The organism is Pseudomonas sp. GD03862, assembly GCF_029840855.1.
In the GTDB taxonomy this organism is placed as follows: Bacteria; Pseudomonadota; Gammaproteobacteria; order Pseudomonadales; family Pseudomonadaceae; genus Aquipseudomonas; species Aquipseudomonas alloputida.
Window position 1 is genome coordinate 51,982 of record NZ_JAOCDI010000030.1, and the last position, 25,304, is coordinate 77,285.

At 62.4% G+C, this 25,304-nt stretch carries 30 protein-coding genes and 1 pseudogene; 12 read left to right on the forward strand and 19 right to left on the reverse strand.

The features are described 5' to 3' along the window. Positions 1 to 85: 85 nt before the first annotated feature. On the forward strand, positions 86 to 1,027 hold the full coding sequence (locus N5D53_RS18985; protein ID WP_064493328.1) for a GlxA family transcriptional regulator: 942 nt from the start codon (positions 86 to 88) through the stop codon (positions 1,025 to 1,027). 19 nt (positions 1,028 to 1,046) lie between these two features. Here the strand turns inward: N5D53_RS18985 and N5D53_RS27680 are convergent. The 3 genes and pseudogenes from N5D53_RS27680 to N5D53_RS18995 all read right to left on the reverse strand — a co-directional run. Next, positions 1,047 to 1,277 (reverse strand): annotated as a pseudogene (locus N5D53_RS27680) (hypothetical protein); the annotation flags it as partial. A 75-nt stretch (positions 1,278 to 1,352) separates the two neighbouring features. Then, positions 1,353 to 1,817 carry a hemerythrin domain-containing protein gene (locus tag N5D53_RS18990; RefSeq protein ID WP_010953638.1) on the reverse strand — a complete coding sequence of 155 codons (465 nt, stop codon included), beginning with the start codon at positions 1,815 to 1,817 and terminating at the stop codon, positions 1,353 to 1,355. A 168-nt stretch (positions 1,818 to 1,985) separates the two neighbouring features. After that, positions 1,986 to 2,843, reverse strand: a complete 858-nt coding sequence (locus tag N5D53_RS18995) for a glucose 1-dehydrogenase (RefSeq protein ID WP_010953639.1) — start codon at positions 2,841 to 2,843, stop codon at positions 1,986 to 1,988. A 194-nt stretch (positions 2,844 to 3,037) separates the two neighbouring features. Here N5D53_RS18995 and N5D53_RS19000 point away from each other — a divergent pair, with 194 nt between their 5' ends. After that, the gene (locus N5D53_RS19000) at positions 3,038 to 3,562 is read left to right on the forward strand and encodes a hypothetical protein (protein ID WP_010953640.1); all 525 of its coding nucleotides are present in this window, start codon (positions 3,038 to 3,040) and stop codon (positions 3,560 to 3,562) included. 56 nt (positions 3,563 to 3,618) lie between these two features. Here the strand turns inward: N5D53_RS19000 and N5D53_RS19005 are convergent, their stop codons facing one another. From N5D53_RS19005 to N5D53_RS19020, 4 genes are all read right to left on the reverse strand, one after another. After that, complete coding sequence (locus tag N5D53_RS19005) at positions 3,619 to 4,158, reverse strand: type 1 glutamine amidotransferase domain-containing protein (RefSeq protein WP_104887464.1); 540 nt, start codon at positions 4,156 to 4,158, stop codon at positions 3,619 to 3,621. A 92-nt stretch (positions 4,159 to 4,250) separates the two neighbouring features. Beyond that, positions 4,251 to 4,943, reverse strand: coding sequence for a DUF421 domain-containing protein (locus tag N5D53_RS19010; RefSeq protein WP_003254014.1), 693 nt, complete (start codon positions 4,941 to 4,943; stop codon positions 4,251 to 4,253). A 95-nt stretch (positions 4,944 to 5,038) separates the two neighbouring features. Continuing rightward, on the reverse strand, positions 5,039 to 5,809 hold the full coding sequence (locus N5D53_RS19015) for an SDR family NAD(P)-dependent oxidoreductase (protein WP_064493327.1): 771 nt from the start codon (positions 5,807 to 5,809) through the stop codon (positions 5,039 to 5,041). Between the two features lie 78 nt (positions 5,810 to 5,887). Then, on the reverse strand, positions 5,888 to 6,379 hold the full coding sequence (locus N5D53_RS19020; protein WP_198747246.1) for a DUF1543 domain-containing protein: 492 nt from the start codon (positions 6,377 to 6,379) through the stop codon (positions 5,888 to 5,890). Positions 6,380 to 6,539: 160 nt separating this feature from the next. Between N5D53_RS19020 and N5D53_RS19025 the strand changes: the two genes are divergently transcribed. The 5 genes from N5D53_RS19025 to N5D53_RS19045 are packed head-to-tail and all read left to right on the forward strand — an operon-like array spanning position 6,540 to position 9,631. Next, entirely contained in the window at positions 6,540 to 7,076 is a 537-nt protein-coding gene (locus N5D53_RS19025) for a chalcone isomerase family protein (RefSeq protein ID WP_003254011.1), read from the forward strand. A 2-nt stretch (positions 7,077 to 7,078) separates the two neighbouring features. Continuing rightward, on the forward strand, positions 7,079 to 7,615 hold the full coding sequence (locus N5D53_RS19030; protein ID WP_104887466.1) for a DUF3833 domain-containing protein: 537 nt from the start codon (positions 7,079 to 7,081) through the stop codon (positions 7,613 to 7,615). After that, the gene (locus N5D53_RS19035) at positions 7,612 to 7,917 is read left to right on the forward strand and encodes a DUF6482 family protein (protein ID WP_003254009.1); all 306 of its coding nucleotides are present in this window, start codon (positions 7,612 to 7,614) and stop codon (positions 7,915 to 7,917) included. Before N5D53_RS19030 ends, N5D53_RS19035 begins: the two co-directional genes overlap by 4 nt. A gap of 8 nt (positions 7,918 to 7,925) precedes the next feature. Further along, entirely contained in the window at positions 7,926 to 9,452 is a 1,527-nt protein-coding gene (locus N5D53_RS19040; protein ID WP_104887467.1) for a cryptochrome/photolyase family protein, read from the forward strand. Then, entirely contained in the window at positions 9,449 to 9,631 is a 183-nt protein-coding gene (locus N5D53_RS19045) for a DUF2256 domain-containing protein (protein WP_080574912.1), read from the forward strand. Before N5D53_RS19040 ends, N5D53_RS19045 begins: the two co-directional genes overlap by 4 nt. On the opposite strand, the gene N5D53_RS19050 is transcribed toward N5D53_RS19045, so the two are convergent. The 7 genes from N5D53_RS19050 to N5D53_RS19080 form a co-directional block, all read right to left on the reverse strand. Continuing rightward, the gene (locus N5D53_RS19050; protein WP_104887468.1) at positions 9,569 to 10,057 is read right to left on the reverse strand and encodes a DUF2878 domain-containing protein; all 489 of its coding nucleotides are present in this window, start codon (positions 10,055 to 10,057) and stop codon (positions 9,569 to 9,571) included. The two genes, N5D53_RS19045 and N5D53_RS19050, sit on opposite strands and share 63 nt — an antisense overlap. Then, positions 10,057 to 11,319 carry a cyclopropane-fatty-acyl-phospholipid synthase family protein gene (locus N5D53_RS19055; protein WP_104887469.1) on the reverse strand — a complete coding sequence of 421 codons (1,263 nt, stop codon included), beginning with the start codon at positions 11,317 to 11,319 and terminating at the stop codon, positions 10,057 to 10,059. The genes N5D53_RS19050 and N5D53_RS19055 overlap by 1 nt, the downstream gene beginning before the upstream one ends. After that, positions 11,294 to 12,103 carry a DUF1365 domain-containing protein gene (locus N5D53_RS19060; RefSeq protein ID WP_010953649.1) on the reverse strand — a complete coding sequence of 270 codons (810 nt, stop codon included), beginning with the start codon at positions 12,101 to 12,103 and terminating at the stop codon, positions 11,294 to 11,296. The genes N5D53_RS19055 and N5D53_RS19060 overlap by 26 nt, the downstream gene beginning before the upstream one ends. Beyond that, the gene (locus N5D53_RS19065; RefSeq protein WP_064493321.1) at positions 12,100 to 13,347 is read right to left on the reverse strand and encodes an FAD-dependent oxidoreductase; all 1,248 of its coding nucleotides are present in this window, start codon (positions 13,345 to 13,347) and stop codon (positions 12,100 to 12,102) included. Before N5D53_RS19065 ends, N5D53_RS19060 begins: the two co-directional genes overlap by 4 nt. A gap of 6 nt (positions 13,348 to 13,353) precedes the next feature. Continuing rightward, positions 13,354 to 14,106: an SDR family NAD(P)-dependent oxidoreductase gene (locus N5D53_RS19070; protein WP_014860483.1), complete on the reverse strand. Its 753-nt coding sequence runs from the start codon at positions 14,104 to 14,106 to the stop codon at positions 13,354 to 13,356. Beyond that, on the reverse strand, positions 14,103 to 14,525 hold the full coding sequence (locus tag N5D53_RS19075; RefSeq protein WP_064493319.1) for a nuclear transport factor 2 family protein: 423 nt from the start codon (positions 14,523 to 14,525) through the stop codon (positions 14,103 to 14,105). Before N5D53_RS19075 ends, N5D53_RS19070 begins: the two co-directional genes overlap by 4 nt. Before the next feature lie 103 nt (positions 14,526 to 14,628). Beyond that, entirely contained in the window at positions 14,629 to 15,075 is a 447-nt protein-coding gene (locus N5D53_RS19080; RefSeq protein WP_029615462.1) for a PAS domain S-box protein, read from the reverse strand. Between the two features lie 153 nt (positions 15,076 to 15,228). Between N5D53_RS19080 and N5D53_RS19085 the strand changes: the two genes are divergently transcribed. Together N5D53_RS19085 and N5D53_RS19090 are read left to right on the forward strand one after the other, a co-directional pair. Then, positions 15,229 to 16,116, forward strand: coding sequence for a MerR family transcriptional regulator (locus N5D53_RS19085; protein WP_279840600.1), 888 nt, complete (start codon positions 15,229 to 15,231; stop codon positions 16,114 to 16,116). Then, positions 16,113 to 16,271: a hypothetical protein gene (locus N5D53_RS19090; protein ID WP_279840601.1), complete on the forward strand. Its 159-nt coding sequence runs from the start codon at positions 16,113 to 16,115 to the stop codon at positions 16,269 to 16,271. The genes N5D53_RS19085 and N5D53_RS19090 overlap by 4 nt, the downstream gene beginning before the upstream one ends. An 11-nt stretch (positions 16,272 to 16,282) precedes the next feature. On the opposite strand, the gene N5D53_RS19095 is transcribed toward N5D53_RS19090, so the two are convergent. From N5D53_RS19095 to N5D53_RS19115, 5 genes are all read right to left on the reverse strand, one after another. Then, positions 16,283 to 17,920: a mechanosensitive ion channel family protein gene (locus tag N5D53_RS19095; protein ID WP_279840602.1), complete on the reverse strand. Its 1,638-nt coding sequence runs from the start codon at positions 17,918 to 17,920 to the stop codon at positions 16,283 to 16,285. Between the two features lie 67 nt (positions 17,921 to 17,987). Continuing rightward, positions 17,988 to 18,347, reverse strand: a complete 360-nt coding sequence (locus tag N5D53_RS19100; RefSeq protein ID WP_003253997.1) for a cupin domain-containing protein — start codon at positions 18,345 to 18,347, stop codon at positions 17,988 to 17,990. Beyond that, positions 18,344 to 18,952: a GNAT family N-acetyltransferase gene (locus N5D53_RS19105; protein WP_190870181.1), complete on the reverse strand. Its 609-nt coding sequence runs from the start codon at positions 18,950 to 18,952 to the stop codon at positions 18,344 to 18,346. The genes N5D53_RS19100 and N5D53_RS19105 overlap by 4 nt, the downstream gene beginning before the upstream one ends. Before the next feature lie 179 nt (positions 18,953 to 19,131). Beyond that, on the reverse strand, positions 19,132 to 20,091 hold the full coding sequence (prs, locus tag N5D53_RS19110) for a ribose-phosphate diphosphokinase (protein WP_190869417.1): 960 nt from the start codon (positions 20,089 to 20,091) through the stop codon (positions 19,132 to 19,134). Positions 20,092 to 20,186: 95 nt separating this feature from the next. Then, positions 20,187 to 21,176: a universal stress protein gene (locus N5D53_RS19115; protein ID WP_064493314.1), complete on the reverse strand. Its 990-nt coding sequence runs from the start codon at positions 21,174 to 21,176 to the stop codon at positions 20,187 to 20,189. 198 nt (positions 21,177 to 21,374) lie between these two features. On the opposite strand from N5D53_RS19115, the gene N5D53_RS19120 reads away from it, so the two are divergent. The 3 genes from N5D53_RS19120 (at position 21,375) to tcuB (ending at position 25,049) form a co-directional block, all read left to right on the forward strand. After that, entirely contained in the window at positions 21,375 to 22,295 is a 921-nt protein-coding gene (locus N5D53_RS19120; RefSeq protein WP_190869416.1) for a LysR substrate-binding domain-containing protein, read from the forward strand. 140 nt (positions 22,296 to 22,435) lie between these two features. Continuing rightward, positions 22,436 to 23,890 (forward strand): FAD-dependent tricarballylate dehydrogenase TcuA, encoded by a 1,455-nt coding sequence (gene tcuA / locus N5D53_RS19125; protein WP_190869415.1) that lies wholly within the window; start codon positions 22,436 to 22,438, stop codon positions 23,888 to 23,890. After that, complete coding sequence (tcuB, locus tag N5D53_RS19130) at positions 23,871 to 25,049, forward strand: tricarballylate utilization 4Fe-4S protein TcuB (protein ID WP_223843535.1); 1,179 nt, start codon at positions 23,871 to 23,873, stop codon at positions 25,047 to 25,049. The genes tcuA and tcuB overlap by 20 nt, the downstream gene beginning before the upstream one ends. The last annotated feature ends 255 nt before the right edge of the window (positions 25,050 to 25,304 follow it).

Genomic DNA, 25,304 nt, shown 5'->3' on the forward strand with positions numbered 1-25,304 from the left:
GGTGGAGCCATCATGCAGAAGACAGTTTTTGTCTTAAAGGACGTATATGGTAGTTTTTCAGGACATTGCTCAGAGGGGCTCAAGCATGCACCGGGTCGGCTATTTGTTAACCGAAGGCTTTCAGATCATGTGCCTGGCAACGCAAACCGTGTTCGAGTTTGCCAATATCGTCGCCGGCAAAGCGGTTTACAGGCTCGAGAACTTTTCTGTCGGGGGCGGCACGCTACGCTCCTCGCTGGGGATGTCTGTCGAGACGCTGCCGTTGGCTGCCCCTGGCCTGGCCGACACCTGGATGGTGACGGGTACGCTGACGCCGTTGACGCCACCCGGTGACGAGGTGCTGGCCAGCGTACGGGGCTTTGTCGACGCTGCGCGGCGCACTGCGGGCCTATGCACCGGGAGTTTCGTTCTGGCGCAGGCCGGGGTGCTGGATGGGCGGCGTGCTACAACCCACTGGGCCTACGCGAACAAGTTGCGTGAGTTGCACCCGAAGATCGACGTCGAGGAAGACCGGATCTTCATCGTCGATGGGCCGATTTGGACGTCCGCCGGCATGACCGCCGCCCTGGACATGGCCCTGGGCATGGTGGAAAAGGATCTGGGTAACGAGATGGCCAGGTCGGTAGCGCACAAGATGGTCATGCACCAACGCCGTTCTGGCGGGCAGTGCCAGCACTCCGAACTGTTGTCGCTGTCGCCCAGGACGGACCGTATCCAGAGCGCCCTGGATTACGCGCGCAGGCACCTCAGCCGCCCATTGTGCGTGGAAGAGCTGGCCCAGGTGGCGCACCTGAGCCCGCGGCAGTTCACCCGTGTATTCACCGCCGAAACCGGGCAGTCACCCGCCAAGGCCATCGAGGGCCTGCGGCTGGAGGCTGCCCGGCTGATGATCGAGCAGAGCCGGCACAGCCTGGAGGTGGTGGCCAAGGAAACCGGGTTCAGGGACCGCCGGCACCTGCGCGAGGTATTCGTCCGTGTGTTGGGCGTACCTCCTCAGGCGGTGCGAAGGGATGCCCGGCAAGTGTGACCTGCGATTTACTTGAAGCGCTTTTGTTCTTGCGCCACCCCCTCAGGTTCATGAGGCACAACACAAGCTGCAGCACAATCAAAGCCCAGGCCTGGGTATGCCACCCCCAGACTGACCACAGTATGTTGCTGGCGATGAAACAGCAGAAGCCGACCATGCGCCGTCCTGGGCGGTGCGACCCGATGCACCAGGCTGCCACCACTGTGACCACCATGGCCGGCCACTCCAGCAATTCGATCCAGCTCTCCATCGAAGCGAGTCCCAAACATTAATCCCTGGCGTCAGGCCGGGCCGGTCGTGCCCGACCCGGCCTGGCGCCTTTGATTCAAGCGGCCCGTTGCTCACCCTTGAGCAGTTTTTTCTGGGCTTGCATGGCGAGCCCCAGCTCGTCCAGTTGGTCTTTGCCGAGGAGCTTTTTCGCGGTGGGGAAGAGTTCTTCCTCCTCTTCCTCGATGTGATGCTCAAGCAGCTCCTTCATCACCTTGACCCGACCGGCGAACTCAAGCGTGCCTGGCTGCGTATGAAGCAGATCAGGCAGCACCAGGGCGTCGACAGTCCGGTGTTCTTCCTTGGCTTCGTAATACATCTTGGCTTCCTCTTTACCACCGGCTTGCTTGATCGCCGGGTAGAGAATGTCCTCCTCCAGAGCGGTGTGGATTTGCAGTTCCTGCTCAATGCGTTGCAGCAGTTCGGCGCGTTTCTTCACGGCACGCTCTGTGGTCGCACAGAGCTCTTCCAGCAGCTTCTTGACTAATTTATGGTCTTGAACCAGCAGGTCGATAGCATTCATGGTGTCACCTCGTCGCGGGCGAATGAAAAATGGCTTGCATGAGGTTGAGTAGCAGTGGGCGGCAGGGTTCAACGCTGATGACGTCTGGTAGGGCACGCGTCAAGCTCAGGCTCGATACCGCTCTGCCAGAGGCGCCGAGGCCCGCGTCAGCAGGCGCCGGCAGCACGATCACAGAATAGGTTTGCCCCCCGTCACGGCGTAACGCGAACCCGAGATGTAGCTGGCTTCATCGGACCCCAGCAAGACATAGATTGGCGCCACCTCCACAGGTTGACCCGGCCGTCCCATCGGGTAACCGGAACCGAAGTTTCTCACCGCCTCATCAGGCATGGTGGCCGGGATCAGCGGGGTCCAGATCGGGCCGGGTGCGACGCTGTTGACGCGAATGCCCTGCTTGCCCAGCAGTTGCGCGAGGCCTGCGGTGAAATTGGCAATGGCCCCTTTGGTCGCGGCATAGGCCAACAGGCTGGGTGACGGGTCGTCAGAGTTGACCGAGCTGGTGTTGATGATCGAACCGCCCTTTGGCATCGAGGGCAAGGCGCGCTGGCAAATGCGGAAAATGGCGGTGATGTTGGTATCGAAGGTCTTCACCCATTCATCGTCGTCAATGTCGTCCAGGCTTTCATGGGCCATCTGGAACGCGGCGTTGTTGACCAGGATATCGATGCGACCAAACTGCGCCACTGTCTTGTCGACGATGTCGTGGCAGTGCTGTTTCTGTGCCAGGTCGCCGGGCAGCAGCAGGCACTGGCGGCCAGCCGCTTTGACCCAGCGCGCGGTTTCCTGCGCATCGTCGTGTTCATTCAGATAGGCAATGGCAACGTCAGCGCCTTCTCGGGCATAGGCAATCGCCACCGCACGCCCGATGCCACTGTCAGCACCGGTTATCAAGGCGATCTTGCCTGCGAGGCGATTGTTGCCGGTGTAGCTCTGCTCACCGCAGTCCGGATACGGATCCATCTTGCGCTGGGAACCGGGAACGCTTTGCGGTTGGGATGGGAATGGAGGGGTAGGGTAGTCGCTCATGCTGGAAGCTCCTGCAGGGTTGGAACGCTCATTCCCGTTCGAAAGGCGCGCCAGGCCAGTGTTGAAGTGGATCTTCGTGCTGAGCGACGAGCGGTTGATGCACCCATTCCCAGTGAATTTTTACCCTCCGCCTAGCTCTACCGCTGACGGGGCCTGCTGGCATGGGTGAGGCCCACGTTATCAAGGAGTCTGCAGTGCCTCGAATCATCACGCCTTCCACGCCGGAACATGAGATCGATCAGACGAACGAGAGGATGTTCGGTACGCCCAAGGAGCGGCTGGATTTCTATCGACGCGAAATTCAGTATGAGACCACCATCCTGGCCAACCGTACCGACGCTTATCTTGCGGCCCAGTCGTTCCTGGTGATCGCCTACGTGTCATCGATGGGTAACCTGAACCAAAGCTGGGGCGAAATGTTCACCCTGATGGTCCCGGCTTTTCTCGCACTGCTCGGCGTGCTCAGTACACTGAATGCCTGGCCTGGCATCCGCGCGGCCTTCCGGATTATCGAGCACTGGCAGATGAAGCAGAGCCACTTGCTGCGCAGCGAGCCGCTGATGGGGCTGGCCTATGACGAGTCGCCGCTGTTCTGCGAGGCCGAAACCTCTCAGGCGGGGCACCGCAAATCGCTGCTGTTTTCCTTGCGCACGCCCTGGATTTTCCTGTGCTTCTGGGTGTTGCTGGGCAGCTATTCGGTTTTCATCCAGCTGGCGTGATCAGCGCGCGCTGGTCGCCACCATGGGCAACCAGCACGCACTGAACAGAACCAGGGTCAGTCTGCCAGTGCCTTGATCAACTGCTCATTGAAGGCGGGGATATCGTCCGGCTGGCGGCTGGTGATGAGGTTGCCATCGACCACCACTTGTTCATCCACCCACGTACCGCCCGCATTGCGAATGTCATCTTGCAAGGTCTTGTAGCTGGTCATTCGTTTGCCTTTGGCCAACCCGCTCGATATCAGCAGCCACGCGCCGTGGCAGATAACCGCCACCGGCCTGCCGGCCGCATCATGGCTTTTTAGCAGTTTCTGCGCGCCGGGGATCAAGCGAATGGTGTCGGAGTTCTGCACACCGCCAGGCAGCACCAAAGCGTCGTAGAGGTCAAGCTGCGCACTGTCGAAAGTCGCATCCACGCTGAACGCGTCGGCGGGTTCGTCATGGTTCCAGCCACGTACCGTGCCTTCTTTCTCGCTCAGGATATCGACCACCGCGCCGCTGTTTTCCAAGGCTTCACGCGGGCCGGTCAGTTCCACCTGTTCAAAGCCATCGGTGACCAGAAAGGCCACGCGCTTACCGTTCAATTGGGCACTCATCATATTCTCCTCGTGCTGATAGGCCTTTCATAAGGGCCTGCAAACAGCAAGCAAAGTTCCTGCTCGATGCCTGGCGATATGGGGAGAACCTGCTAACGGTTGCGCACGGTATCCAATGCAGGCGACCAGACCGTATGACCGCAACGTGAACACGCCAGGGTGTCATGAGGCTCATGGTAGGCCGGGAAACCACAGCTCACGCAGCAATGCAACCCGGCGCCGGGCGGCGATGTGTACTCCGGGCGATGCTCGACCGGCAGCACTGACAGGCCTGGGCGTGTGTCTTGCTGATCGTAGAAGTACAAACTGAGATCGCCATCGGTTTCCAGAAGGCCCAGTCGAACCTGACCCAGGTGCTCGACACCTTGCTGGCGTAGCTCCATGAACAGCTCATTCGGTGAAATGTTCATGTGCCGCAGCGAATGGATTTCGTACATGCCATCTTTCACTACCGTGACCGGCAGCCCGTCGATCCAGGCCTCGCAGGTTCTGTTTCGCCTCATGAGGTAGACCGTTCCTCGGTAAAGCATGAACAGCGTGAGGAAAACCAAGGCCACCGGAAGCAGCGGTACGTCCTCGTAAAAGGTCACATCGCCGGCAGCTGAGCCCAGGGTGAGAATGACCACGAGTTCGAACCGGGACAGCTGTCTGATCCCGCGCCGGCCACTGAATTTCAGAAAGAAGAACACGGCCAGGAAGGCCGCTGAAACACGCACAGCAACTTCCAGCAGAAAGGTAAAAGGGAAGTCGCCTATCAGCATCCGTTGCAGATCAAACGAAACCATTCGTTCCACCCTTCCTTCTGCCGTTGTCAGATAAAGGGTTGACCGTTCTCGCTCAGGGCTGGTTCATCGACTTGGCCTGCAACTCTCCGCGCGCGTCACCAGGGAATCGGCGTGCCATCCCACGCCCAGAACGTTCCGCTCTGCGCCGGGCCGTGACGGCTCACAAGTGCCAGGATGCAGGTGGCGGCAAACGCGGGCGAGAACAGTTTGCCCGGCGGCACATTGCCCTGAAAGGGTCGGGAAAGCTGGGTGTCGGTGGTGCCGGGATGCAATGCAAGTACCGTTGACGCGGGGTTCAGTCGCTTCAGCTCGATGCTTGCAGTGCGCAGAAGCTGGTTGAGCGCGGCTTTGCTGGCACGGTAGCTGTACCAGCCCCCCAGGTGATTGTCGCCGATCGACCCGACCCGCGCCGACAAGGCGACGAAGGCCATTGGGTGCCGACGCAGCAGCGGCAGCAAATGCTTGAGCAGCAGGACAGGGGCGAAACAGTTGGTTGTGAAACTGCTCAGCAACCCCGCCATATCAAGCTGGTTGAGCGCTTTTTCAGCCCGTGCCGGGCCTTCTTGCAGCACGCCAAGCGTGCTGAAGACCAGGTTCAGCTGGTCGCAGCAGGCGCCCACCTGTGCTGCCAGAGTGTGCAGTGCCTGCTCGGACCGGGCGTCGCAGTCGAGGCGAACCAACCGTCGCCCGTGCTCTGTGAACAAGGTATCCAGCGCAGGGCTGGTGGTGGCTCGTCGCGAAACGGCGAACACCAGCCCGATGTCATCGCGCGCCAGCAACTGCGTGCACAATGCCAGGCCAATCCCTTGGCTGGCCCCGCAGACCAGCACGTTGGCGGGTGTCTGAAGGTCGTTGATCAGGCTCATCGGAGTGTCCTCTTGGCTGGGCGCTGGCGCCTCGTCCTGTGATGCCTGCCAACGTTCTTGCACCTGGCAGGGGTGAGCTCACAGCAGGATATAGTCGCTGTACTGCCGTAAGCCGTCATGTGGCCCTTCGATCAAGTGCACGTAACGGTCGTTCACCCAGTCGATCGGCAGGCAATCGTCGACGTCCAGTACCGCGTCGGTATGCGGCTTGAGCCAGTCTGCCTGCAGGCGCTGTTTGCCCAGTTGCCTGGCCTCGGCCTTGTCCTTCGCCACCACCAGCAGGTAGCGGTGTGCCTCGCCAAACACTCCGGGCTCGTAACCGCCAAGGTTGATGAAGAACAACCTGGGTTCGTGTGGGCCAGGCGCTACCTGACTGAACGCGACGCGGTAGCGGCCAATACCGTCGACTTCCATCCATGAGTCGATGTGCAGGCCCGTTCGGCTCCCGAACCAGGCTTGGCGCAGATGGGGGTAGGCCTGTTCAAGTGAGTCCGCCTGCGCGAACAACACGTCGTGGACCTCGATATTGGCCCGTGGGTGGCGTCCACCGAGCATGACGACGTACAGCATGAGCAATTCCTTCTATCTCGACTTTCATGGGTGTTCGATAACGGGGGCGCGAGGCTTGCAGAAATGTGCATGCTTGGCATTGAAATCTGTACATGCTCCAGCGAATATGTGTACAAGAGTCTACTATTGTATAATATTTCCCAAAGTGCTCGAGGTCAGAATGGCGCACCCTGCACGTTGGACCTGTCTGTGCCTGCTGCTAGCCGCCATGTCGTCGGCGGCAGACTGGCGAGCGGAGCTGCCTGCGGCGCAACGGCTGGGCGCCGGTGATTTCACCTGGTTTGGCCTGCGGCTGTATACCGCCCGGTTATGGGCAGTTGGCCCGGTTCAGGACTGGAACCAGCCGTTCGCCCTTGAGCTGCTGTATCACCGTTCATTGTCCCGGGACACGCTGGTCAAGGCCAGCCTCGAGGAAATGCAACGCCTGGGTGGCGGCAGCATGACGGCACAGCAACGCGCGGCATGGACCAGGGCGATTGAGCAGGCATTCGTGGACGTGAGCCCTGGCATGCGCATCACGGGCTTGTACCTGCCGGGGCAGGGTTGCCGCTTTTACGTCGACGGCAAATTGAGCCACGCGATCGACGATCCGGTGTTCGCCCGGGCCTTCTTCGCCATCTGGCTTGACCCGCGGGCCAGAGACCCCCAATTGCGTCAGCGGCTGCTTGGGCTGGCTGGCGATGACCGAGGAGCCTGAACATGTACAAAGCGCTGTTTCTGGCTGCCTGCCTGCTTCTGGGCAGTTGTGGCAATGTCGGTATCGAGCACTATGCCCAGGAGCAGCCGAAGCTGGACCTGGCGGCGTTCTTCTCGCGCCCGGTTCAGGCGTGGGGGATGTTCCAGAAGCGTTCCGGGGAGGTGGTCAAGCGCTTCCATGTGCGCATCGACAGCCGCCGCGAAGGTGAACGGCTGATCCTCGACGAGCATTTTCTCTATAGCGATGGCACACGCCAGCAGCGTACCTGGACGCTGGTGCCGGACGGCCCCGGGCGCTGGCGGGGAACAGCGGGGGACGTGATCGGCGAGGCGCGTGGCGAAGTGGCGGGCAACGCGCTGCGATGGCGTTACCAACTGGATCTGCCGGTCGACGGGCGGCACTGGCAGGTAGACCTGGACGACTGGATGTACCTCATGGATGACGACACCCTGATCAACCGCTCGAGCATGAGCAAGCTGGGCGTGGAGATTGGCCAGATCACCTTGTTCTTCCGCCGCCTGCCAGAGGGCACACCATGAACCTGATCGCGCTGACCCAGCTGGTTTCGACCGGCGAAGCCAAGGAACTTGAACTGCTGTCGCTGGAGGGTGGCTTCTACCTCCTGCGCGCCCTGACCGACGCCGGCCCTGTGACATTGAGCGATGCCCAGGGGCAGCCCGTGCGCGTGCGCTCCACGACCGAACTGCGGCAGTTGCTGGCCGACCTGCCGCCGGTGCCGTGCATGCTGGTGCAGCAGGTGGTGCATGATGAGATGTGCGGGCAACGTGACGGCCCCATCGCGCCGTTGCGCGTACCGGTAACGCTCACCAGCCAGTGGTAGCCCGGACGATGCGCCTGGGCCTGGTGCTGGGTGACCAACTGTCGTTCGACCTGGCAAGTCTGACGTCCCTTGACCCTGCTCGCGATGCGGTCCTGATGGCGGAAGTGGAGGGGGAGGCCCGATACGTACCTCATCATCCGCTGAAGATCGTTCTCATCTTCAGCGCCATGCGGCATTTTGCCCAGGCCCTGCGTGAACGGGGTTGGCAGGTGCACTATGTCGAGCTGGACGCCGAGGGTAACAGCGGCAGCATCGTGGGTGAGTTGCGTCGATGGCAACAAGCCTTGGGCGCCACCCACATTCACTTGACCGAGTGCGGTGAGTGGCGCCTGGAGCAGGCCTTGCGTGATGCCGCACTGCCGCTTGTGTGGTTTCGCGACACGCGTTTTCTGTGCTCCCGTGAAGCCTTCGGGCGCTGGGCCACAGAACGTCGCCAGCTGCGTATGGAGCACTTCTACCGTGGCATGCGCAAGCGAACCGGCCTGCTCATGGAGCCTGACGGCAGCCCGGCAGGGGGAGCCTGGAATTTCGATGGCGACAATCGCAAGCCATTGCCACGGCAGCTGCGTGGCCCATTCGCTGCGCATTTTGCGCAAGACGACATCACGGCAGCGGTGGTGGCCTTGGTGCGTCAGCGCTTCAGCGACCACTACGGGGGCGTCGACGGTTTCGATTACCCCGTGACCCATGCCGAGGCACAACAGCTGTGGCAGCATTTTCTGGATTTCGGCCTGGCGGCTTTCGGTGACTACCAGGATGCGATGGCCGAAGGCGAGCCGTACCTGTTTCATGCGCGCATCAGTGCGGCGCTCAACATCGGCCTTCTGGATGTACGTCGTCTGTGCGACGACGTCGACAAAGCCTGGCGTGAGGGGCGGGTGCCGCTCAATGCAGCCGAAGGCTTCATTCGCCAGCTGATCGGCTGGCGTGAGTATGTGCGTGGCATCTATTGGCAGCGCATGCCGGCGTATGCCGGGCTCAATCACCTGAACAACCACCGGGCGCTGCCAGAATTCTACTGGACCGGGCGCACCCGCATGCGCTGCATGGCGCAGGCCATCGGGCAGACCCTGCGGTTGGGCTACGCTCACCATATTCAGCGGTTGATGGTTACCGGCAACTTCGCCTTGCTGGCCGGTATCGTGCCAACCGAGATTTGTGAGTGGTACCTGGCGGTCTACATGGATGCCTTCGAGTGGGTCGAACTGCCCAACACGCTTGGCATGGTGATGCACGCCGACGGCGGCTACCTGGGGTCCAAGCCGTACTGCGCCAGTGGTCGTTATATCCAGCGCATGTCCGACCATTGCAAGGCTTGCAGTTACAGGGTCGACCAGGTGACCGAAGACGATGCCTGCCCGTTCAATGCCTTGTATTGGCATTTTCTTATTCGCCATCGCCCCCAGCTCTCGGCTAACCCGCGCCTGGCCCTGGTCTATCGCAGCCTTGATGGCATGCCCGCTGGCCGTCGCGATGCGGTGTGGCAACGTGGCCAGTCATTGCTGGCGCGGCTCGATGCGGGGCAGGCGTTGTGAAAAAGAGCCTTCTGCCCAGCAAGGTTTGCGTGGTGTGTGGCCGGCCGTTCACCTGGCGCAAGCGCTGGGCACGCTGTTGGGAGCAGGTGCGCTACTGTTCCGAGCGATGTCGGCGGTCAGCGCCGCGCCGCGATGCGCGCCAGCAGGGGCAGGGCCAAAGCCCATATCGGCATCAGTAGCAGGCCGGTTTCCAGCGCGCCCAATGGCAAGGCGACACCTGCCAGCCTGGCGCCGCCTACGTAGGCCAGAGGGCCGCCAATCGCCCCCAGCAGTGCGCCGATTCGCCAGTGCCTGCCGGCCCATGCCAGGCTGTGACGCATCCCGCTGGCCAGCACCAACCACAGCAGCGCTAGCCACAGCGGCAGGGGCCCGGCGTCGAAACCGAACACCCCCAGTGCTCCCAGCACGCTGTCGAGCACGCAGCCGACAAAGGTGACACGCAACAGCGCCTTGAGCTCGGCATTGATGTCCGGGCACAGGCGCAGGTGCACTGCCACGCCCGGAATCACCAGCAGCAACAGCAAAGGCCGCTCGGCGCCCAGCACGCAGACCCACCAGCCGGCTTGCAGCCAGAGGGCATTGCCGATCAGCCAGCGGCTGTGCATCAGGCACCGCCAGGCAAGGGCGCGCGGCGTGCCTGGGGTGCTGCCCAGAGCAGGTGCGCAACACCGATCGCGCGTTCCTCGAAACCGCCCTGGCAATAGCAGAGGTAAAACTCCCACAGGCGCTGGAACATGTCGTCGTAGCCAAGGTCCGTCAGCGCAGTGCGTGCCTGACGCAGGTTTTCGCGCCAGTGTCGCAGGGTGTGGGCGTAGTCCAGGCCAAAATCTTCCATGTGCACAAGGTTCAGGCCAGTGTGCCGGCTGGCGGTGTCGAGCAACACGCTCAGCGAAGGCAGGGCGCCACCGGGGAAGATGTAGCGCTGGATAAAGTCGACCGAGCGCTGCGCCTGGGCATAGCGCTGGTCGCGGATGGTGATCGCCTGCAATAGCATCAGGCCTTCAGGCTTGAGCAGCGAAGCACATTGGCGGAAATACACCGGCAGGTAGCGATGGCCGACCGCTTCGATCATCTCGATCGAAACCAGTTTATCGAACGTGCCTTGAAGGTCGCGGTAGTCTTCGCGGAGCACTTGCACGCGCTGCCCCAGCCCCAAGGCCTTGACGCGCTGCAGGGTATGGCTGTACTGGGCCTCGGAGAGCGTTGTGGTGGTGACCCTGCAGCCATAGCGGGTGGCTGCGTGGATAGCGAGGCTGCCCCAGCCGCTGCCAATTTCCAGCAGGTGATCGTCAGGGCTCAGCTCGAGCTTCTGGCAGATGCGCTCCAGCTTGTGCAGCTGGGCCTGCTCCAATGTTTGCCCAGGGTATTCGAATTGCGCAGCCGAATACATCATGGTGGGGTCCAGCAGCCGCTCGAACAGGGCATTGCCCAGGTCGTAGTGGGCCAGAATGTTGCGCCGGGCACCGCGCTTGTCGTTGCGGTTGAGCCGGTGCAGCAGGCGCAGGGCAGGGCGGCCCAAGCGGGCCAGGCCACCCTCGAGCGCGTCGAGCACTTCAAGGTTGGCGACGAACAGGCGGGTCACCAGCGCCAGGTCGGGGCTGCGCCAATAGCCGTGAATGTAGGCTTCGCCAGCACCGATCGAGCCATTGCCGGCGATCAGGCTCCAGGTGGCGTCATCGAGGATCTCCACCTCGGCCTGCAACGGGCTGTCGGCATCACCGAAACTCCACTGCTGCCCGTGGCTGAGCAGGCGCAGGTGGCCGTGACGCAGCTTGCCCAACTGGGCGAGCACGGTGCTTCGTGCCAGCCCGCCGAGCAGGGGCGCAAGGCCTGCGAACTTGCTAACGCTCAGGGTGGGATTTGACATCATCAAGGTCCTCGCAAGGTTGGCCGAGTGCCAGGTCACCCTGGCAGGTGGTGTGGTCATGCACGGGGGTGCGTTTGAGTAACAGGCGCAGCGCTTGCCAGTAGATGGCCGAGACAGTGCGCAGGCTCATCCATGGGAAGTTCAGGACATACCGACGTAGCGCTGCTCCATCCAGTGGCTTGCGGCGCAGGGCGAGGTCGGCCTCGAACACCTTTGTGCCGCCTTGCCAGTTCTGCATCTGAATGCGTACATGGTCCGTGTCCAGGAAAAAGCGCAGGCGATAGTCCATGTCCAACGGCATGAACGGCGACACATGGAAGGCCTTGCCGACGCTGAAGGGCCTGGCAAGGTTGCCTTGCACCGGGAGCACGTAATGAAAGCGTTCACGCCAGGGCGTGTTGCGCACTTCCATCAGGATCGCGGTCAGGCACCCGTCGCGGTCATGGCAGAAATAGAAACTCACCGGGTTGAACGACAGCCCCCAGCACCGCAGTTGCGTGAGCAGCTGTACCCGGCCTTCGGGCAGGTGCCCCGTCGCCTGCCCGACCAGCAAGCGTGCAGCCTGGGCCAGCGATTCGCCTTGGCGGGTCAGGGCGGGCAGGTAGTCGGTCTCGCGCCAGCACAACGGCGCCAGGCGCCAGCGTCCCAGCCAGCGTGACAGGCCCATCAGCCAGGATTGTTCGTCCAGGTCCAGGTAGAACATGCCGATCCGGTAGCGGAACGCGTGGACCCGCGGCGTCAGCCGACGGTGGCTGATCCAGCCCACGCAGAGGCTGCTGTTCACAGTTGCTCTCCGAAGTGCGCGGCCACCTTAAGTGCGCTGACCACCCCGTCTTCATGAAAGCCATTGCCCCAGTAGGCGCCGCAGAAGTAACTGTGCTGTTGCCCTTGCAGTTGCTCCTGGCACGCTTGCGCGGCGGACGCTGCAACGCTGTACTGGGGATGGGCGTACTGGAAGCGGGCGATCACCTGCGCCGGGTCTATCAGTGCGGTCTGGTTGAGGCTGACGCAGAAGGTTGTCGGTGCCTGGATACCTTGCAGAATGTTCATGTTGTAGGTCAGCGCGGCGGGAGCCTGCTCGGTGCCGCCCAGGCGGTAGTTCCAGCTGGCCCAGGCGCGCTGGCGGCGTGGCAGCAGACGGGTATCGGTGTGCAGCACCACGTCGTTGCTGGCGTAATCGATGGCGCCGAGTACGGCGCGCTCCTGGTTGCTGGGGCTTTCCAGCAGCGCCAGGGCCTGATCGCTGTGGCAAGCGAACACCACATTGTCGAAGCGTTCGGTGCCGGCCGCGTTCACGAGGGTCACGCCACCTTCGTCGCGGCTGACCCGGTAAACCTTGCAGTTGAGGCGGATGCGCTCAGCGAACGGTCGGCACAGCGGTGCGACATAGCTGCGCGAGCCGCCTTTGATCACCCGCCACTGTGGACGTTGGTTGACCGACAGCAAGCCGTGGTTGCGGCAGAAGCGCACAAAGAACTCAAGCGGGAAGTGGAGCATGTCTGCGCGAGACATCGACCAGATCGCCGACCCCATCGGCACGATGTAATGATCGATGAAGCGTTGCCCATAGCGGTTCGCTTGAAGGTAGTCGCCCAGCGTGGTGCTGGCATCGATACGCCGGTTGTCCAGGTCGGCCAGTGCCTGACGGTTGAAACGCAGAATGTCCCGGATCATCCCCCAGAACCCTGGGGACACCAGGTTGCTGCGTTGGGCGAACAGGGTGTTCAGGTCGTGGCCGTTATATTCCAGGCCCGTGATCGGGTCATGCACGGAAAAGCTCATCTCGGTCGGCTGTGATGGCACCTGAAGCTGGTCGAGCAAGCGGATGAAGTTCGGGTATGTCCAGTCGTTGAAGACGATGAAACCGGTATCTATTGCATGGCGCTGGCCTTTCCAGACCACATCAAGGGTGTGCGTGTGGCCCCCGACCCATTGCTCGGCCTCGAAAACCGTGACTTCGTGTTTGCGTGACAGCAAATGGGCGCAGGTCAGCCCCGCGATGCCACTGCCGATGATTGCTATACGCATGGATCATCATTCCTGTTCATGACGGGCGAGGCGTTGGCCCAGCGCCAGGCGCAGACGCGCGGGCAGCGCCCCGAGCAGGCGCAACACCCAGGTGAAAAGACCGGGGAAGTTGATTTCCAGGGGGCGGCCGGGCAGGCGCTTGGCGATATGCCGGGCGGCACGCTGCGCAGACCACAGCTGTGGCATGGGGAAATCGTTGCGACGGGTCAGTGGCGTGTCCACGAAGCCTGGGCTCACCAGGGTGACCGCGATGCCTTCGCGAGCCAGGTCGATTCGCTGTGACTCCACCAGATAGCGCACTGCGGCCTTGGACGCGCCATAGGCGCCAGCGCGGGGCAAGGCCAGCCAGGTCACCGAACTGCCCATCACCACCAGGTGGGGGCGTTTGCCTGCGCGAAGCAAGGGCAGTGCCGCCGCCAGGCAGTAGCTGACGCCCAGCAGGTTGGTGCGCATGACGCGCTCGACCAACGCCGGGTCGAAATGCCCCGGCTCCAGGTATTCGCAGGTGCCGGCATTGAAAATGGCCATGTCCAGGCCCCCCCAGGCCTGCTCGATATGCGCAGCGATGCCGGCGACCTGCTCCGGGTTGTCAAGATCGCCAATGGCCAGCAATACCTGCCCAGGAAACCGTTCGGCCAGCGGGGCAAGGCGGTCGGCGTGTCGCCCGCCCAAGGCGACCTGGTGACCTTGTTCCAGGAGGATTTGCGCGAGCGCGGCACCGATACCGCTGCTGGCGCCGGTCAGCCAACAGCGGCTCATGCCAGCCTGCCTTTGAGCCAGCGGATTGCTGTGCCCATGACGGGAAGGTGCTCATAAAGCAGGGCGCCGGCGTCGAAATAGTCCTGGTGAAAATGCACACGGTCGCGCCAATGCAGGCAGCTGCAGCCTTGCAACGTGATCGGCTGGCCGCCGGCCAGGCGCGGGTGGCAAAACTGCAGTGTCCAACGCAGGTAGCCCTGCCCGGGCTTTACCTCGTCGGCGCTGGTGAAGGCGTAGCGGATATCGGTGGCGTTGGCGTACAACTGCTCGAAGTAGGCATGCAGGGCCTGCAGCCCCTGTATCTGGTGCAGGGGATCACGAAAGGTGACATCGTCGCTGTACAGTTTATCCAGCGTGTCGAGGCTAGCCCCATCAAGGCGGGCGAAGCGCTCGGCGAATTGCTGTAGGTACGCTGACATACTGGGCTCCAGGCAATCCTGTACAAAATTGAATTGTTGTACAGGTATAACTGAAGCCTAAGCCTTTATCTATACAAGTCAACGGTCTTGTATAGGTTTTTTGTCAGTGCTTGGCCTGGCCCTGCTGCCGGCGCAGTTCCGCCACTTCAGCCTCCAGCTCGCGAACCCTTTCCTCGGCGAATACTTGCGCTGTGACATCGCGCTGGATGCCGATGTAGTAGGTCAGCTGGTCCGCCTCGTTGTGCACCGGTGTGATGGACAACTCATTCCAGAACAGGCTGCCGTCTTTGCGGTAGTTGCGCAGCACCTGGCAGCAGGGGCGGCCTTCGCGGATCGCCTCGCGGATAATTGCGATGCCCGGCTGGTCGTGATCCTCGCCCTGAAGAAAACGGCAGTCCTGATAGAGAATATCGTCGGCGCAGTAGCCGGTCAGGCGCTCGAAGGCCGGGTTGACGTAGATAAGGATGCTCTCATTGCCTTCCTGCTCGGCGACAACGATGCCATCGTTGGAATGTTCGACCATCAGTTGCAGGAGTTTTGCGTTGATCATGGGGCTCACCTACAGGCATTTCGTATGCGATGTGCGCCAAAGGCTTCCGTGCAGAAGCTTTTGGCGCCGTTTGTTGCATGATGAACCAAGGAGGCTCGCCGCAGAAGGTGCATCTGGGTTTAGAATGTATCACCCCCTGGATGACACCTCGTTATGACCGACGCCACCCCACCCGAATTGCTACCCATGCGCGATGTGGTCAGCCTGACCGGCATTAACCCGGTGACCTTGCGTGCCTGGGAGCGGCGTCATGGGTTGATTCGCCCGCAGCGCACCGAGGGCGGCCATCGCTTGTACACGGCTCAGGATGTGCAGCGAATACGCGACATCTTGCGCTGGACCGCCAACGGCCTGCCCATCAGCAAGGTTGGCGACAGGCTCGCCGGCCAGCCTGAGGCGCCTGTTCAGCAGCCTTCGGCCTTTGATGATTGGCGCGCCGCCGTTGCGCGTGCCTCCAGGGCATTCGATGCGCAGGCGTTGGAAGCTATCCATGGACAGCTGTTCACACTTTTGCCAAAGGCCACGGTGCTGCGGGACGTGCTGATGCCGGTTTGGCATGACCTGGCTTCAGGCACTGCGCCAGGCCAGCGTAGCCAATGGCTGTTTCTCGATACGTTCTTGCGCGCCCGGCTGCTGCTGCGCTTGCAGATGAACCAGGTCGATGCGCCGCGGGTGCTGCTGGCGGGTACCGAGGGTCAAGCCGAGTGCCAGGTGTTGTGCGCCGGGCTGCTGTTGAGCAGCGAGCGACAACGCATCGAAGTGCTCGGCTGCGGGCAGCCGCTGGAAGAGCTCCCGCTGCTGTGTGCAGCGGTGCAGCCTGCGGCACTGGTGATCGCGCTGCAGCCGCCGGTTAGCCCTGCCTTGGCCAAGCGCCTGCGCTCGCTGCAGATGGAAATTGATTGTCCGCTGGCCTTGACGGGCGAGGGGCTGGCCGGTGTGCAAGCGGCCTTGCACGGGCTGCCGGTATGCCTGCTGGACGAGCAGGGTGCTGACGTCGCGCACGTGCTTGACGCCTTGCTCAGGGGGGCGCTGGACGTTTGAGCTTGGTTCTGCGCCGTGCTCAAAGTGGTTGGGTGCATAGCGGGTTGGTGATGGGGGCGCTGCTCGGCATGCGTTGGACCCATATCGGCCTCACCGTCTCCAATGTCCTGCTGGCGGTCTGTGGGCCGCTGATCATTGCGCTGACCGGCACGTGAGGCCTCATCGCTCACGCGGTGTTTTCAGGTTTGGACGGGGCCGCGTGCCACTGCTCCTTGGGCACCCATTTGGGTTGCTCGGGGTCGCCCAGGTAGTGAGGCGACATGATTTGCACCCCATACTCATTGAACACGTCCTGGATATTGGCGTGCAACAGGCTCAGGAGCTGCGCGCGTGGCCTGGGCTCTGACGGAATGGCCTGGGCCACTAATCGATACTCGGGGTAGAAATCCGACAGCGCCGTCTGGAATACCTGGGGCGCGGGCGTTTGCAGCACGCCGTCGGTGCGACGAGCCGCTTCCAGCAACATCGCCTCGACCTGACGCCAGGGGGTGTCGTAGCCGATGGTCACCACGGTATCGACCACATAGCCTGGCCCTTCCACGATACGCGAGTAGTTCTTGGTCACCGAGCCGGTAATCATTGAATTGGGAAGTGTCAGCACTTCGCCAAGCCCGGTGCGTATGGATGTGGTGAAGATGCCCACTTCGGTCACCGTGCCCTCGTAATCGCCCACGCGTACAAACTCGCCGACGCGCATCGTGCGTGTGTAGGTAAGGATCAATCCGGCGGCCCCTTGGCCGATGACACTGGTCGCCCCCAGTGAAATCATCAGACCGAGCAACACCGAGAGCCCCTTGAAGGCATCGGTACCCGAGCCGGGTAGATAGGGGTAGGCCATCACCAGGGCGAATAGCCATATTGCCAGCGACGTCAGGCGCATGGTCGGTTGCAAGGTTTCGGCGGTCAGCCATTTCAACGTGCCCGGGCGTGCCATGCGCCTTAGCACACGTTTGGAGAAGGCGCTGATACCGCGGGCGATGAAGAAGATCGACAGCGCAACTACCAGGCCGGGCATGGCACGTAAAATGCCGCTGACCAGGTAGTTGAGCAGCTCCATCAGGTGGATATTGAGGCTTTCACCCCAAGACCTTGTGTAGGGGAACTGAGACAGCACGAAGCCCAGCCACTGGTAGCAGAACAACAACACGACCAACCAGTACAGCAGCCAGAGTGAGCGGTCGATCAGGTAGTACAGGTTCTGCAGGTCGAACACTTGCGTATGGCCGACCTTGAGGCGCTCGGAGTGTTTGCCCATCAGTTTGGGCAGCAGTCCCAAGAGCTTGCGTCGACAGTAGCCTGCGGCCTTTACCAGCATGAAGAACACCAAGGTTGCCGCAGCGCTGTAGCCTATCGCAGTGAGCAAAAAGCGCAGGCTACGCGCCTGACGGGTTTCCTCGACGACAAGGCGCAGGTTCTCGGCGGCCTGCTCGGCGGCTTCGCCTGTTGTAATGTTGTCGGCCGCAGCATCCAGTGGCGTCACGATGAATGCACGGCGCCCGCCCAGCAGCACCAGGTAGCTGCGCAGGATAGGGTCGACGCGAACCTCCAGGTCGTTCGTTTCCTGGAGCGTTTCCTCGATGACCTTCTTGGCGCGCTGGGCGCGCACCTTGGGTGTTTCGCCCAGCAGCGTCGCACGAAAGACCAGCACCGTGCGGTTGATGACGGTCAGCGGGGCGGGTTCGGCAATCACACCCTCTATCTCTGGCCCGGCCTGAGGGGTGTCTGCGTGGAGCAGGGGCGAGAACAGCAGGTGGATCAGTAGCATCAGCCAAGCAGCCCGTCCCAACCTGCGCTTCATGCCCATTTGACAGCCCCTGTGCCGACGAGTGGATTGCTACCAGCATAGTCGGCTTCAGCCAGCATTCAGTGGCTTAGTTCGCGGGCACGAGGATCACGAAATTCTTCTTCATGTCTTCCACTACGGTCCATTTGCCCTTGGCGCCCGGTTCGATAATGAACGTGTCGCCAGCGGCCAGTGTGACCGGGGCGCATCCCTCAAGCTCGATGACGCAGCATCCACTCAGGACATGGCAGAACTCCCAGACTTTGTAGTCAATGCGCCACGCCCCGGTACTGGCTTCCCATTCTCCAGAAATGCGACCTTGCTGTTCATCGTGATAGTACTTGGACGTCAGCGTGTGAGGGGTGCCTTCCAATACTTCTTCAAAGAAGGGCAGGTCGCGCAGCGGTTGGATATCCAGTTCGCGGAACACGGTCAGTTTCTGGTTCATGGCTGTTTCTCGAGCACGTTGTGAGTAGGGCGATACATTAAATAGGCTTCACCGGTGACGCCCAGCATCGGGTGCGGAACGATCTGGCAGGTTTTAACAATTTGAAAACCATGACGTTCGTAGAAGCGGCGTGCACCGTGGTTTTCTTCGTAATCGATCAGGCACAGTCCATCGAGGCCGGCGTCGTCAGCGCGCTGCTGGGCGTGGCGAAGAAACTCGGCACCCAGCCCCTGGCTCCGCCAGGCCTCATCCAGTGCCAGGCTGGATATGTACAAGGTATCGGGTATTTCCATGTCGGAATAAGGCGCGAGGACGGGGTCGGTCTCGACTGGCCTGTCAGGGGTCGCGCGCAAGGCATAGCTATGCATCATGCCGATGACGCGCTCCTCGAAAGTGGCCATCAGGCAGTTCTTGTATGAAAAGTCGCCCTGTTCTCTGGCATAGCGAGACGCACCGACACTTAGCAATGCTTCTCCAGGTGCGGCGAGCTTGCTCCATATGTAATCGGCCATGCCCTCCGATGTCAGTTGAAAGAAGCGCGCAATATCATGCGCGTCCGAGACTCGAGCGGGTCTGAAGTCGATAGGCATGTACAGTGCTCCCATGGTGCCGGGGGTCAGTTTCAAGGGTTACGCCTTTGGCTGGGGGCAGGGTAGACGGTTATAGCGGTTCCCATGATGCTCTGCGCGAACACCATCGGCATGGCGTGCGACACTCCTCATGGCCACATGGCCCGACCGATTTCAGGAGCAGGGATACTCCGTCGGCGCCGCCTGCGCCGGAGTCATGCGCCAGGACCCCGGCGGTTGGCAAGCAGCTCGGCGACCAGGGCGCTGGTATCGACGATATCCAGTTGCTCCAGGCATCGCACAGGCAGGCGAAAGGGGGCAATGCTGTCGGCCACCAGTACCCGTTCGAACGCGCCGCTGTCGAACAGCTCGCCACCGGTGGTGAACAGGCCGTGGGTGGCCGCGGCCAGCATGCGGCTGGCTCCGGCCTGCCGGCAGGCCTGGGCAGCGCGTAGCAGCGTCTGCCCCGTGCTGATCAGGTCGTCGAATACGATGACGGTGCTGCCTGCCACGTTACCGACCAGGTGTTCGCCGCTCAGGCCTGCCTGCTGGCGGTGTTTTTCCATCATGGCCACCGAGACCGGGCGCGCCAGCAGGTGCGCCAGGACCTGGCGAAACTGCTCGGCGCGTTTGACGCCACCGATATCCGGTGACACGACCGTGACCGCCTGCTCACCGAGTAGTGGGGCCAGGCGTTGGGCGAATAGCTGGGTGCATTGCAGGTTCCAGCTCGGGATTCGGTAGGCGTTGTCGAAGGCGCTGGGGTTGTGCACGTCCAGCGCCACAATGCGGTCCACGCCGCAGCTTTCCATCAGCCGAGCCACATGGCGGGTGATGATAGCGTCCTGAAACTCCACCTTGCGGTCCTTGCGACCATAACAGAGGTAAGGCGTGACTGCCGTCACCTGGCGGGCAGCAGCGTCCTTGAGCGCACCACAGAAGAACAACAACCGGCATAGCTTGTCATGCGCGCTGTGGTGCGCGTCACCATACAGCGAGTGGAAGACGATGACCGATCGACCGTCCACCGATTCGCCAGGCCAGCACTTGTGCTCACCGTCCTCGTAGTCGCGCTCTTCGTGTGCAGACAGTTTCCTGCCCAAGCGTTGCGCCACGGCATTCCCATAGTCCTGGCTGCCTTGCAAGGCGAACAGTAACGGCGGTGTGTCATTCATGCCCTGCGCTCCTGAGGTCGTTCACAGCAACATGAGCTGCATGGCACTGTGCGGTTTGATGAGTATCTAGTCGAGCATAGCCAGCGGGCGGTCGTTCAACCGTGAATCGCCAGAATACTGGAGTGAATCTTGTACAGGGTTTGCTCGGTAGTACTGCCGACGACCTTGCTCACCCCCTCGTGGTAGAGCGTGCCCATCACCACCACATCGAAGCCTTGCTGGTTCGCGTATTCGCTGACCACGTTACGGGCAGCACCCCGCACCAAGTGCAGGTGATCTGGCTTGATGCCATAACGGCCGCCGAACGTCGCCATGCGCTCGCGCGCACGACCGGACATTTCCTCGGCCAGTTTGTCTGTCCAGGCCACGGGTGCGGCGGCATAGGCAACGAAGCTGGCGCTGGGTTCGTAGGCCTGCAGCAGATGCAGTTGCGCCTTGCAGCGTTGTGCCAGTGCCTGTGCCGATTGCAGGATGTGGTCGTTGAGCTTCTCGATCAGCGGGTCGTGCTCGACCAGGTCCACGGCGACAAGTACGCGCGCTGGCAGCGTCGTTTCAGCCTGGGCTACCAGGTGCAGCGGGATCGGGCAGCGGCGTAGCAATTGCCAGTCCAATGGCGTGAGCAGGGCACGGCTCAAGGCGGTTTCGTGCTGGATGTCCTTGATCACCATCCCTATCCGGTGCAGTTGGGCCAGCCGGATCAAGTCCTTGAGCGGGTCTTGATCGTCCAGTGTCTCGGCGTAGGCGGTAATGCCCAGTTCGCCCATCGCCTTCACCTGGTCAGCGAGCCAAGCCTTACGATGCTCGGCGTCCTGCTTGCGGGCGTTTTTGCGTAGCACCTGGTCCAGGGTTGCCAGGCGCGAGGGCAATTGACTAAGCGCCACCAGGTGCAAGGTAGCACCTGTCGCACTGCTCAGCGCTTGAGCACGCGTCAGGGCAGGCGAAGGGTGCAGGTCTGGATGGCAGATCAGCAGCAGTCTTGAGTAAGTATTCATGATGGCCTCCACCGCGGTGGCAGCCTCGATGAAGGCCCACCGGTTCAGGCCAAGCGTGACGCAGTGGGGCTCGATGACCTTGATATTTATCAAGATTGGCTGAATGTCAGCTTCAATAATGGTTGCGGTGCGGCGTTTATCGCCGCGTTCCGCGCAGGTGACAAATCAGGCAGACACCATCGCCCTTGATTCTGAAATTCTAAAGGTGTGTTCACCGGTCGCTAACATTTATCTGCGCAAAAGCTTGATACTCAATGAGCCGCCGACCTTGCTGAATGGGAGATGCCTTTGATGGAGTTACGCCAGCTTCGTTACTTTCTGAGTGTGCTGGAGTGTGGCAGCCTCGGCAGAGCCGCGCTCGAAACGGGCGTTGGGGTATCTGCGTTGAGCCAGCAACTCACGAAGCTCGAAAGTGAGTTGAGTACCCGCCTGCTGACACGCTCTAGCGTTGGCGTCACGCCTACCGCGGCAGGTTTGGCATTCGAATACCATGCGCGCCTGACGCTGCGCCAGGCCGATTACGCCATGTTGGCTGCACGCAGTGGGCGTATGAGTGGGTACGCCAGCGTCGGTATGGCACCCACCACGGCTTCGGTGTTGGGGCTGGCGCTGATCGCCAGGATGCGCGAGCGCTACCCTGATATACGTCTTCATTTGGTGGAAATGCTGTCGGGCTACCTGGTGAACCAGCTCAATACTCGGCACCTGGACTTGGCGGTGTTGTTCCAGCTGGAGGCTGGCATGCGGCTGGATGCGCGGCCGCTGCTGGAGGAGCGGCTGTTCGCATTGGTTCCGGTAGCCTTGGTCAAGGCTGACTGGGGGACGTCGCTGACGTTGCAGCAGATCGCCTCGCTGCCCTTGGTGATGCCCAGTGCCCAGCATGGTCTTCGCGCCACGGTACGCGTAATCCTGGAGCGCGTCGGATTGGACGCGAATATCGTCATGGAGGTTGATGGCCTGTCGCTTCTCATGGATTGCGTCAGCGCAGGTCACGCCGCGACGATTCAACCCGGCGCCACTGTGGCCCGGGCCATGCAGGCAGGCCTGCGGGTGTTTTCAATCGACGATCCGCAAGCTCAGCGTCGCAACTTGGTGGTGAGCCTGGTCGATGATGAACTCTCGCCTGCTGCACTTGCCACGCGGATCGTGCTGCATGAAGTGTCCCGCGAATTGGTGCAGCAGGATCGCTGGCCAGGGGCGCGTTTGCTGTGAGCGCCTGCGAACGACCGTCCCTTTAGAAAAACTGAAGACCTCCCCCCTGCAATCGTGTTTCGCCCAAGGTACGCGACCCCCTAGAGTCCGGGGTCCGCGAGGAGCTGCCCAACCCTGGCTTCTCGCTCCCTGGAGGCGACATGATCGATGTACTTGTCATTGGCGGCGGCAATGCTGCCCTCTGCGCCGCGCTGATGGCGCGCGAGGCCGGCGCCAGCGTGATGCTGGTGGAAGCCGCGCCCCGCGCCTGGCGAGGCGGCAACTCCCAACACACCCGTAACCTTCGGTGCATGCACGATGCCCCGCAGGACGTGCTGGTGGAGGCTTACCCCGAAGAAGAGTTCTGGCAGGATCTGCTGAAGGTTACTGATGGGCAGACCAACGAGGCCCTGGCGCGTCTGGTGATTCGTGCCTCGTCCGACTGCCGCGGCTGGATGCGCCGCCACGGCGTGCACTTCCAGCCCTCGTTGTCGGGTGCGCTGCACACTGCGCGGACCAACGCGTTCTTCATGGGCGGGGGCAAGGCCCTGGTCAATGCTTATTACCGCAGCGCCGAGCGGCTTGGTGTGCAGGTGCGCTACGACAGCCCGGTGTGCGATCTGGAGTTGCGCGATGGACGCTTCATCGCTGCCCACCTTGCGGCCCGCGACGTCGACGGGCGGCGCCTGCCCGCCGAGCGCATCGAGGCGCGCAGTTGCGTGCTGGCGGCCGGCGGCTTCGAGTCCAATCGCCAATGGCTGCGCGAGGCCTGGGGGCAGAATGATCGCGGCGAGTGGCCGGCGGACAACTTCCTGGTGCGGGGCACGCGCTTCAACGACGGCGCGCTGCTGCGGCGCATGATAGACCTAGGTGCCGACACCATTGGCGACCCGACCCAGGCCCACATGGTCGCCATCGATGCCCGCGCACCGCTGTACGACGGCGGTATCTGCACGCGTATCGACTGCGTGTCGCTTGGCGTGGTGGTGAACCGCGACGGCCAGCGATTCTACGACGAAGGCGAGGATTTCTGGCCCAAGCGCTATGCCATCTGGGGGCGCCTGGTGGCCCAGCAGCCTGGCCAGGTGGGGTTCTCGATCATCGACCAGAAGGCCCTGGGCCGCTTTATGCCACCGGTCTTCCCTGGCACCCGCGCCGACAGCCTTGAGGCCTTGGCTGTAGCCCTCGGACTGCCGGTGCCTGCGTTTCTCGAGACCCTGCGCACCTACAACCACGCATGCCGCCCCGGCACGTTCGACCACACCCGGCTGGACGATTGCCGTACCGACGGCGTGCAACCGGTCAAGAGCCATTGGGCCTTGCCGATCGATAAGCCGCCGTTCTTCGGTTACCCGTTGCGTCCGGGGGTGACGTTCACTTACCTCGGCCTGCGCACCGATGCCACGGCCGCCGTGCATTTCGCTGGGCGGCCCAGCCCCAACCTGTTCGTCGCCGGCGAGATGATGGCCGGCAACGTGCTGGGCAAGGGCTACACCGCCGGTGTCGGCATGTCCATCGGTACCGCGTTTGGCCGCATCGCCGGCACCCAGGCGGCTGCTGCCGCCGGCCATTGTGTTTCCCCCCTGGAGGCCCAGCATGACTGTGCAAATGCCTGACCCCCGCGTGTTCGAACCCGCCCCGCCACAGGCCGAGTTGATCCCGCTGCTGAACCTGGACGAGCAGGAGGTGGACCGGCAGATGCGCATCTGCAACGCCTGTCGTTATTGCGAGGGGTTCTGTGCCGTGTTCCCGGCGATGACCCGTCGACTCGACTTCGGCAAGGCCGACATCCACTACCTGGCCAACCTCTGCCACAACTGTGGCGCCTGCTTGCACGCTTGTCAGTACGCCGCGCCGCATGCGTTCGCGGTGAACGTGCCGCAGGCCATGGCCAAGGTGCGCGGGCAGACCTACGCTGAGTACGCCTGGCCGGCCCGTTTCGGGCAGCTCTACCGGCGCAATGGCACCTTCGTCGCCGTGGCGTTGGCACTGGCGCTGTCGCTGTTCTTGCTGCTGGCCTTGCAGGTCAACGGCACTTTGCTGCCTGGGCGGCTGGCCGGAGATTTCTACGCTGTGTTCCCGCACAACACCTTGGCGCTCTTGTTCGGTGGCGTGTTCAGCGCTGCCGGGGTGGCCCTGGCCGTGGCGTTGAGGCGCTTCTGGCGCACGGTGTCGCCCGCCCAAGCGCGGCAACCGGCCAACGGTGCGCTGCCGGAGGCGGCGAGCGCAGTGCTGACGCTCAAGTATCTGGATGGCGGCCATGGCCAAGGCTGCAACAACTCCGACGATCGCTACACGCTGTGGCGTCGACGCTACCATCATTTGACCTTCTACGGCTTCATGCTGTGCTTTGCCGCCACGGTGGTCGCCACCGGATATCACTACCTGCTGGGCCTGCATGCGCCATATCCGCTGCTGAGCCTGCCGGTAGTCCTCGGCACCCTCGGTGGTATCGGCCTGATCGTCGGGCCAGCGGGCCTGCTGGCGTTGAACCTGCGCCGCGCGCCCGAGCATGGCGACGCCGCGCAGCGCCCCATGGACCGAGCGTTCATCCTGCTTCTGCTGTTGGTCAGCACGACCGGTATGGCGTTGCTGGCGCTGCGTGACACCGGGGTGATGGCGATCCTGCTGGCCGTGCACCTGGGCACCGTCATGGCACTGTTCGTGACCTTGCCCTATGGCAAGTTCGCCCATGGCCTGTTCCGCAGTGCCGCGCTGCTGAAGTTTGCGATCGAAAAGCGCCGGCCCGACCCTCACAGCTTGGGCGGGGACTGAACCCTGCCGGGGATGCGATGCGACACCGTGTGTTCAGCCTGGCGAGCAACGCAGTGGCCACCGTGGTGATCTCGCTGTTCGAGGGTGCCTGAGAACGCGAAACCCTGCTGCGTCGCCTGAAGGGTCCGCCGAACCTCATCGCCACGGCCGACCGAACCGTACACCCCGCATTGACACAAACGCCTACCTGGCATCAAGCGATGCCGGGTGGGGAAGGGGGCCGTCTACCCGTCGGGCGGCCACATAGACAATAAG

What these genes read in the sequence shown, in the direction of transcription:
- N5D53_RS19065 (WP_064493321.1), bottom strand. Translation starts at nt 13,347, where the DNA reads ATGCGTATAGCAATCATCGGCAGTGGCATCGCGGGGCTGACCTGCGCC.
- N5D53_RS19105 (WP_190870181.1), bottom strand. Translation starts at nt 18,952, where the DNA reads ATGGGAGCACTGTACATGCCTATCGACTTCAGACCCGCTCGAGTCTCG.
- N5D53_RS18985 (WP_064493328.1), top strand. Translation starts at nt 86, where the DNA reads ATGCACCGGGTCGGCTATTTGTTAACCGAAGGCTTTCAGATCATGTGC.
- N5D53_RS19040 (WP_104887467.1), top strand. Translation starts at nt 7,926, where the DNA reads ATGCGCCTGGGCCTGGTGCTGGGTGACCAACTGTCGTTCGACCTGGCA.
- N5D53_RS19080 (WP_029615462.1), bottom strand. Translation starts at nt 15,075, where the DNA reads ATGATCAACGCAAAACTCCTGCAACTGATGGTCGAACATTCCAACGAT.
- prs (WP_190869417.1), bottom strand. Translation starts at nt 20,091, where the DNA reads ATGAATGACACACCGCCGTTACTGTTCGCCTTGCAAGGCAGCCAGGAC.
- tcuB (WP_223843535.1), top strand. Translation starts at nt 23,871, where the DNA reads ATGACTGTGCAAATGCCTGACCCCCGCGTGTTCGAACCCGCCCCGCCA.
- N5D53_RS19085 (WP_279840600.1), top strand. Translation starts at nt 15,229, where the DNA reads ATGACCGACGCCACCCCACCCGAATTGCTACCCATGCGCGATGTGGTC.
- N5D53_RS19075 (WP_064493319.1), bottom strand. Translation starts at nt 14,525, where the DNA reads ATGTCAGCGTACCTACAGCAATTCGCCGAGCGCTTCGCCCGCCTTGAT.
- N5D53_RS19025 (WP_003254011.1), top strand. Translation starts at nt 6,540, where the DNA reads ATGGCGCACCCTGCACGTTGGACCTGTCTGTGCCTGCTGCTAGCCGCC.
- N5D53_RS19095 (WP_279840602.1), bottom strand. Translation starts at nt 17,920, where the DNA reads ATGGGCATGAAGCGCAGGTTGGGACGGGCTGCTTGGCTGATGCTACTG.
- N5D53_RS19100 (WP_003253997.1), bottom strand. Translation starts at nt 18,347, where the DNA reads ATGAACCAGAAACTGACCGTGTTCCGCGAACTGGATATCCAACCGCTG.
- N5D53_RS19015 (WP_064493327.1), bottom strand. Translation starts at nt 5,809, where the DNA reads ATGAGCCTGATCAACGACCTTCAGACACCCGCCAACGTGCTGGTCTGC.
- N5D53_RS19120 (WP_190869416.1), top strand. Translation starts at nt 21,375, where the DNA reads ATGGAGTTACGCCAGCTTCGTTACTTTCTGAGTGTGCTGGAGTGTGGC.
- N5D53_RS19035 (WP_003254009.1), top strand. Translation starts at nt 7,612, where the DNA reads ATGAACCTGATCGCGCTGACCCAGCTGGTTTCGACCGGCGAAGCCAAG.
- N5D53_RS19005 (WP_104887464.1), bottom strand. Translation starts at nt 4,158, where the DNA reads ATGAGTGCCCAATTGAACGGTAAGCGCGTGGCCTTTCTGGTCACCGAT.
- N5D53_RS19020 (WP_198747246.1), bottom strand. Translation starts at nt 6,379, where the DNA reads ATGCTGTACGTCGTCATGCTCGGTGGACGCCACCCACGGGCCAATATC.
- N5D53_RS19030 (WP_104887466.1), top strand. Translation starts at nt 7,079, where the DNA reads ATGTACAAAGCGCTGTTTCTGGCTGCCTGCCTGCTTCTGGGCAGTTGT.
- N5D53_RS18995 (WP_010953639.1), bottom strand. Translation starts at nt 2,843, where the DNA reads ATGAGCGACTACCCTACCCCTCCATTCCCATCCCAACCGCAAAGCGTT.
- N5D53_RS19055 (WP_104887469.1), bottom strand. Translation starts at nt 11,319, where the DNA reads ATGTCAAATCCCACCCTGAGCGTTAGCAAGTTCGCAGGCCTTGCGCCC.
- N5D53_RS19050 (WP_104887468.1), bottom strand. Translation starts at nt 10,057, where the DNA reads ATGCACAGCCGCTGGCTGATCGGCAATGCCCTCTGGCTGCAAGCCGGC.
- tcuA (WP_190869415.1), top strand. Translation starts at nt 22,436, where the DNA reads ATGATCGATGTACTTGTCATTGGCGGCGGCAATGCTGCCCTCTGCGCC.
- N5D53_RS19070 (WP_014860483.1), bottom strand. Translation starts at nt 14,106, where the DNA reads ATGAGCCGCTGTTGGCTGACCGGCGCCAGCAGCGGTATCGGTGCCGCG.
- N5D53_RS18990 (WP_010953638.1), bottom strand. Translation starts at nt 1,817, where the DNA reads ATGAATGCTATCGACCTGCTGGTTCAAGACCATAAATTAGTCAAGAAG.
- N5D53_RS19010 (WP_003254014.1), bottom strand. Translation starts at nt 4,943, where the DNA reads ATGGTTTCGTTTGATCTGCAACGGATGCTGATAGGCGACTTCCCTTTT.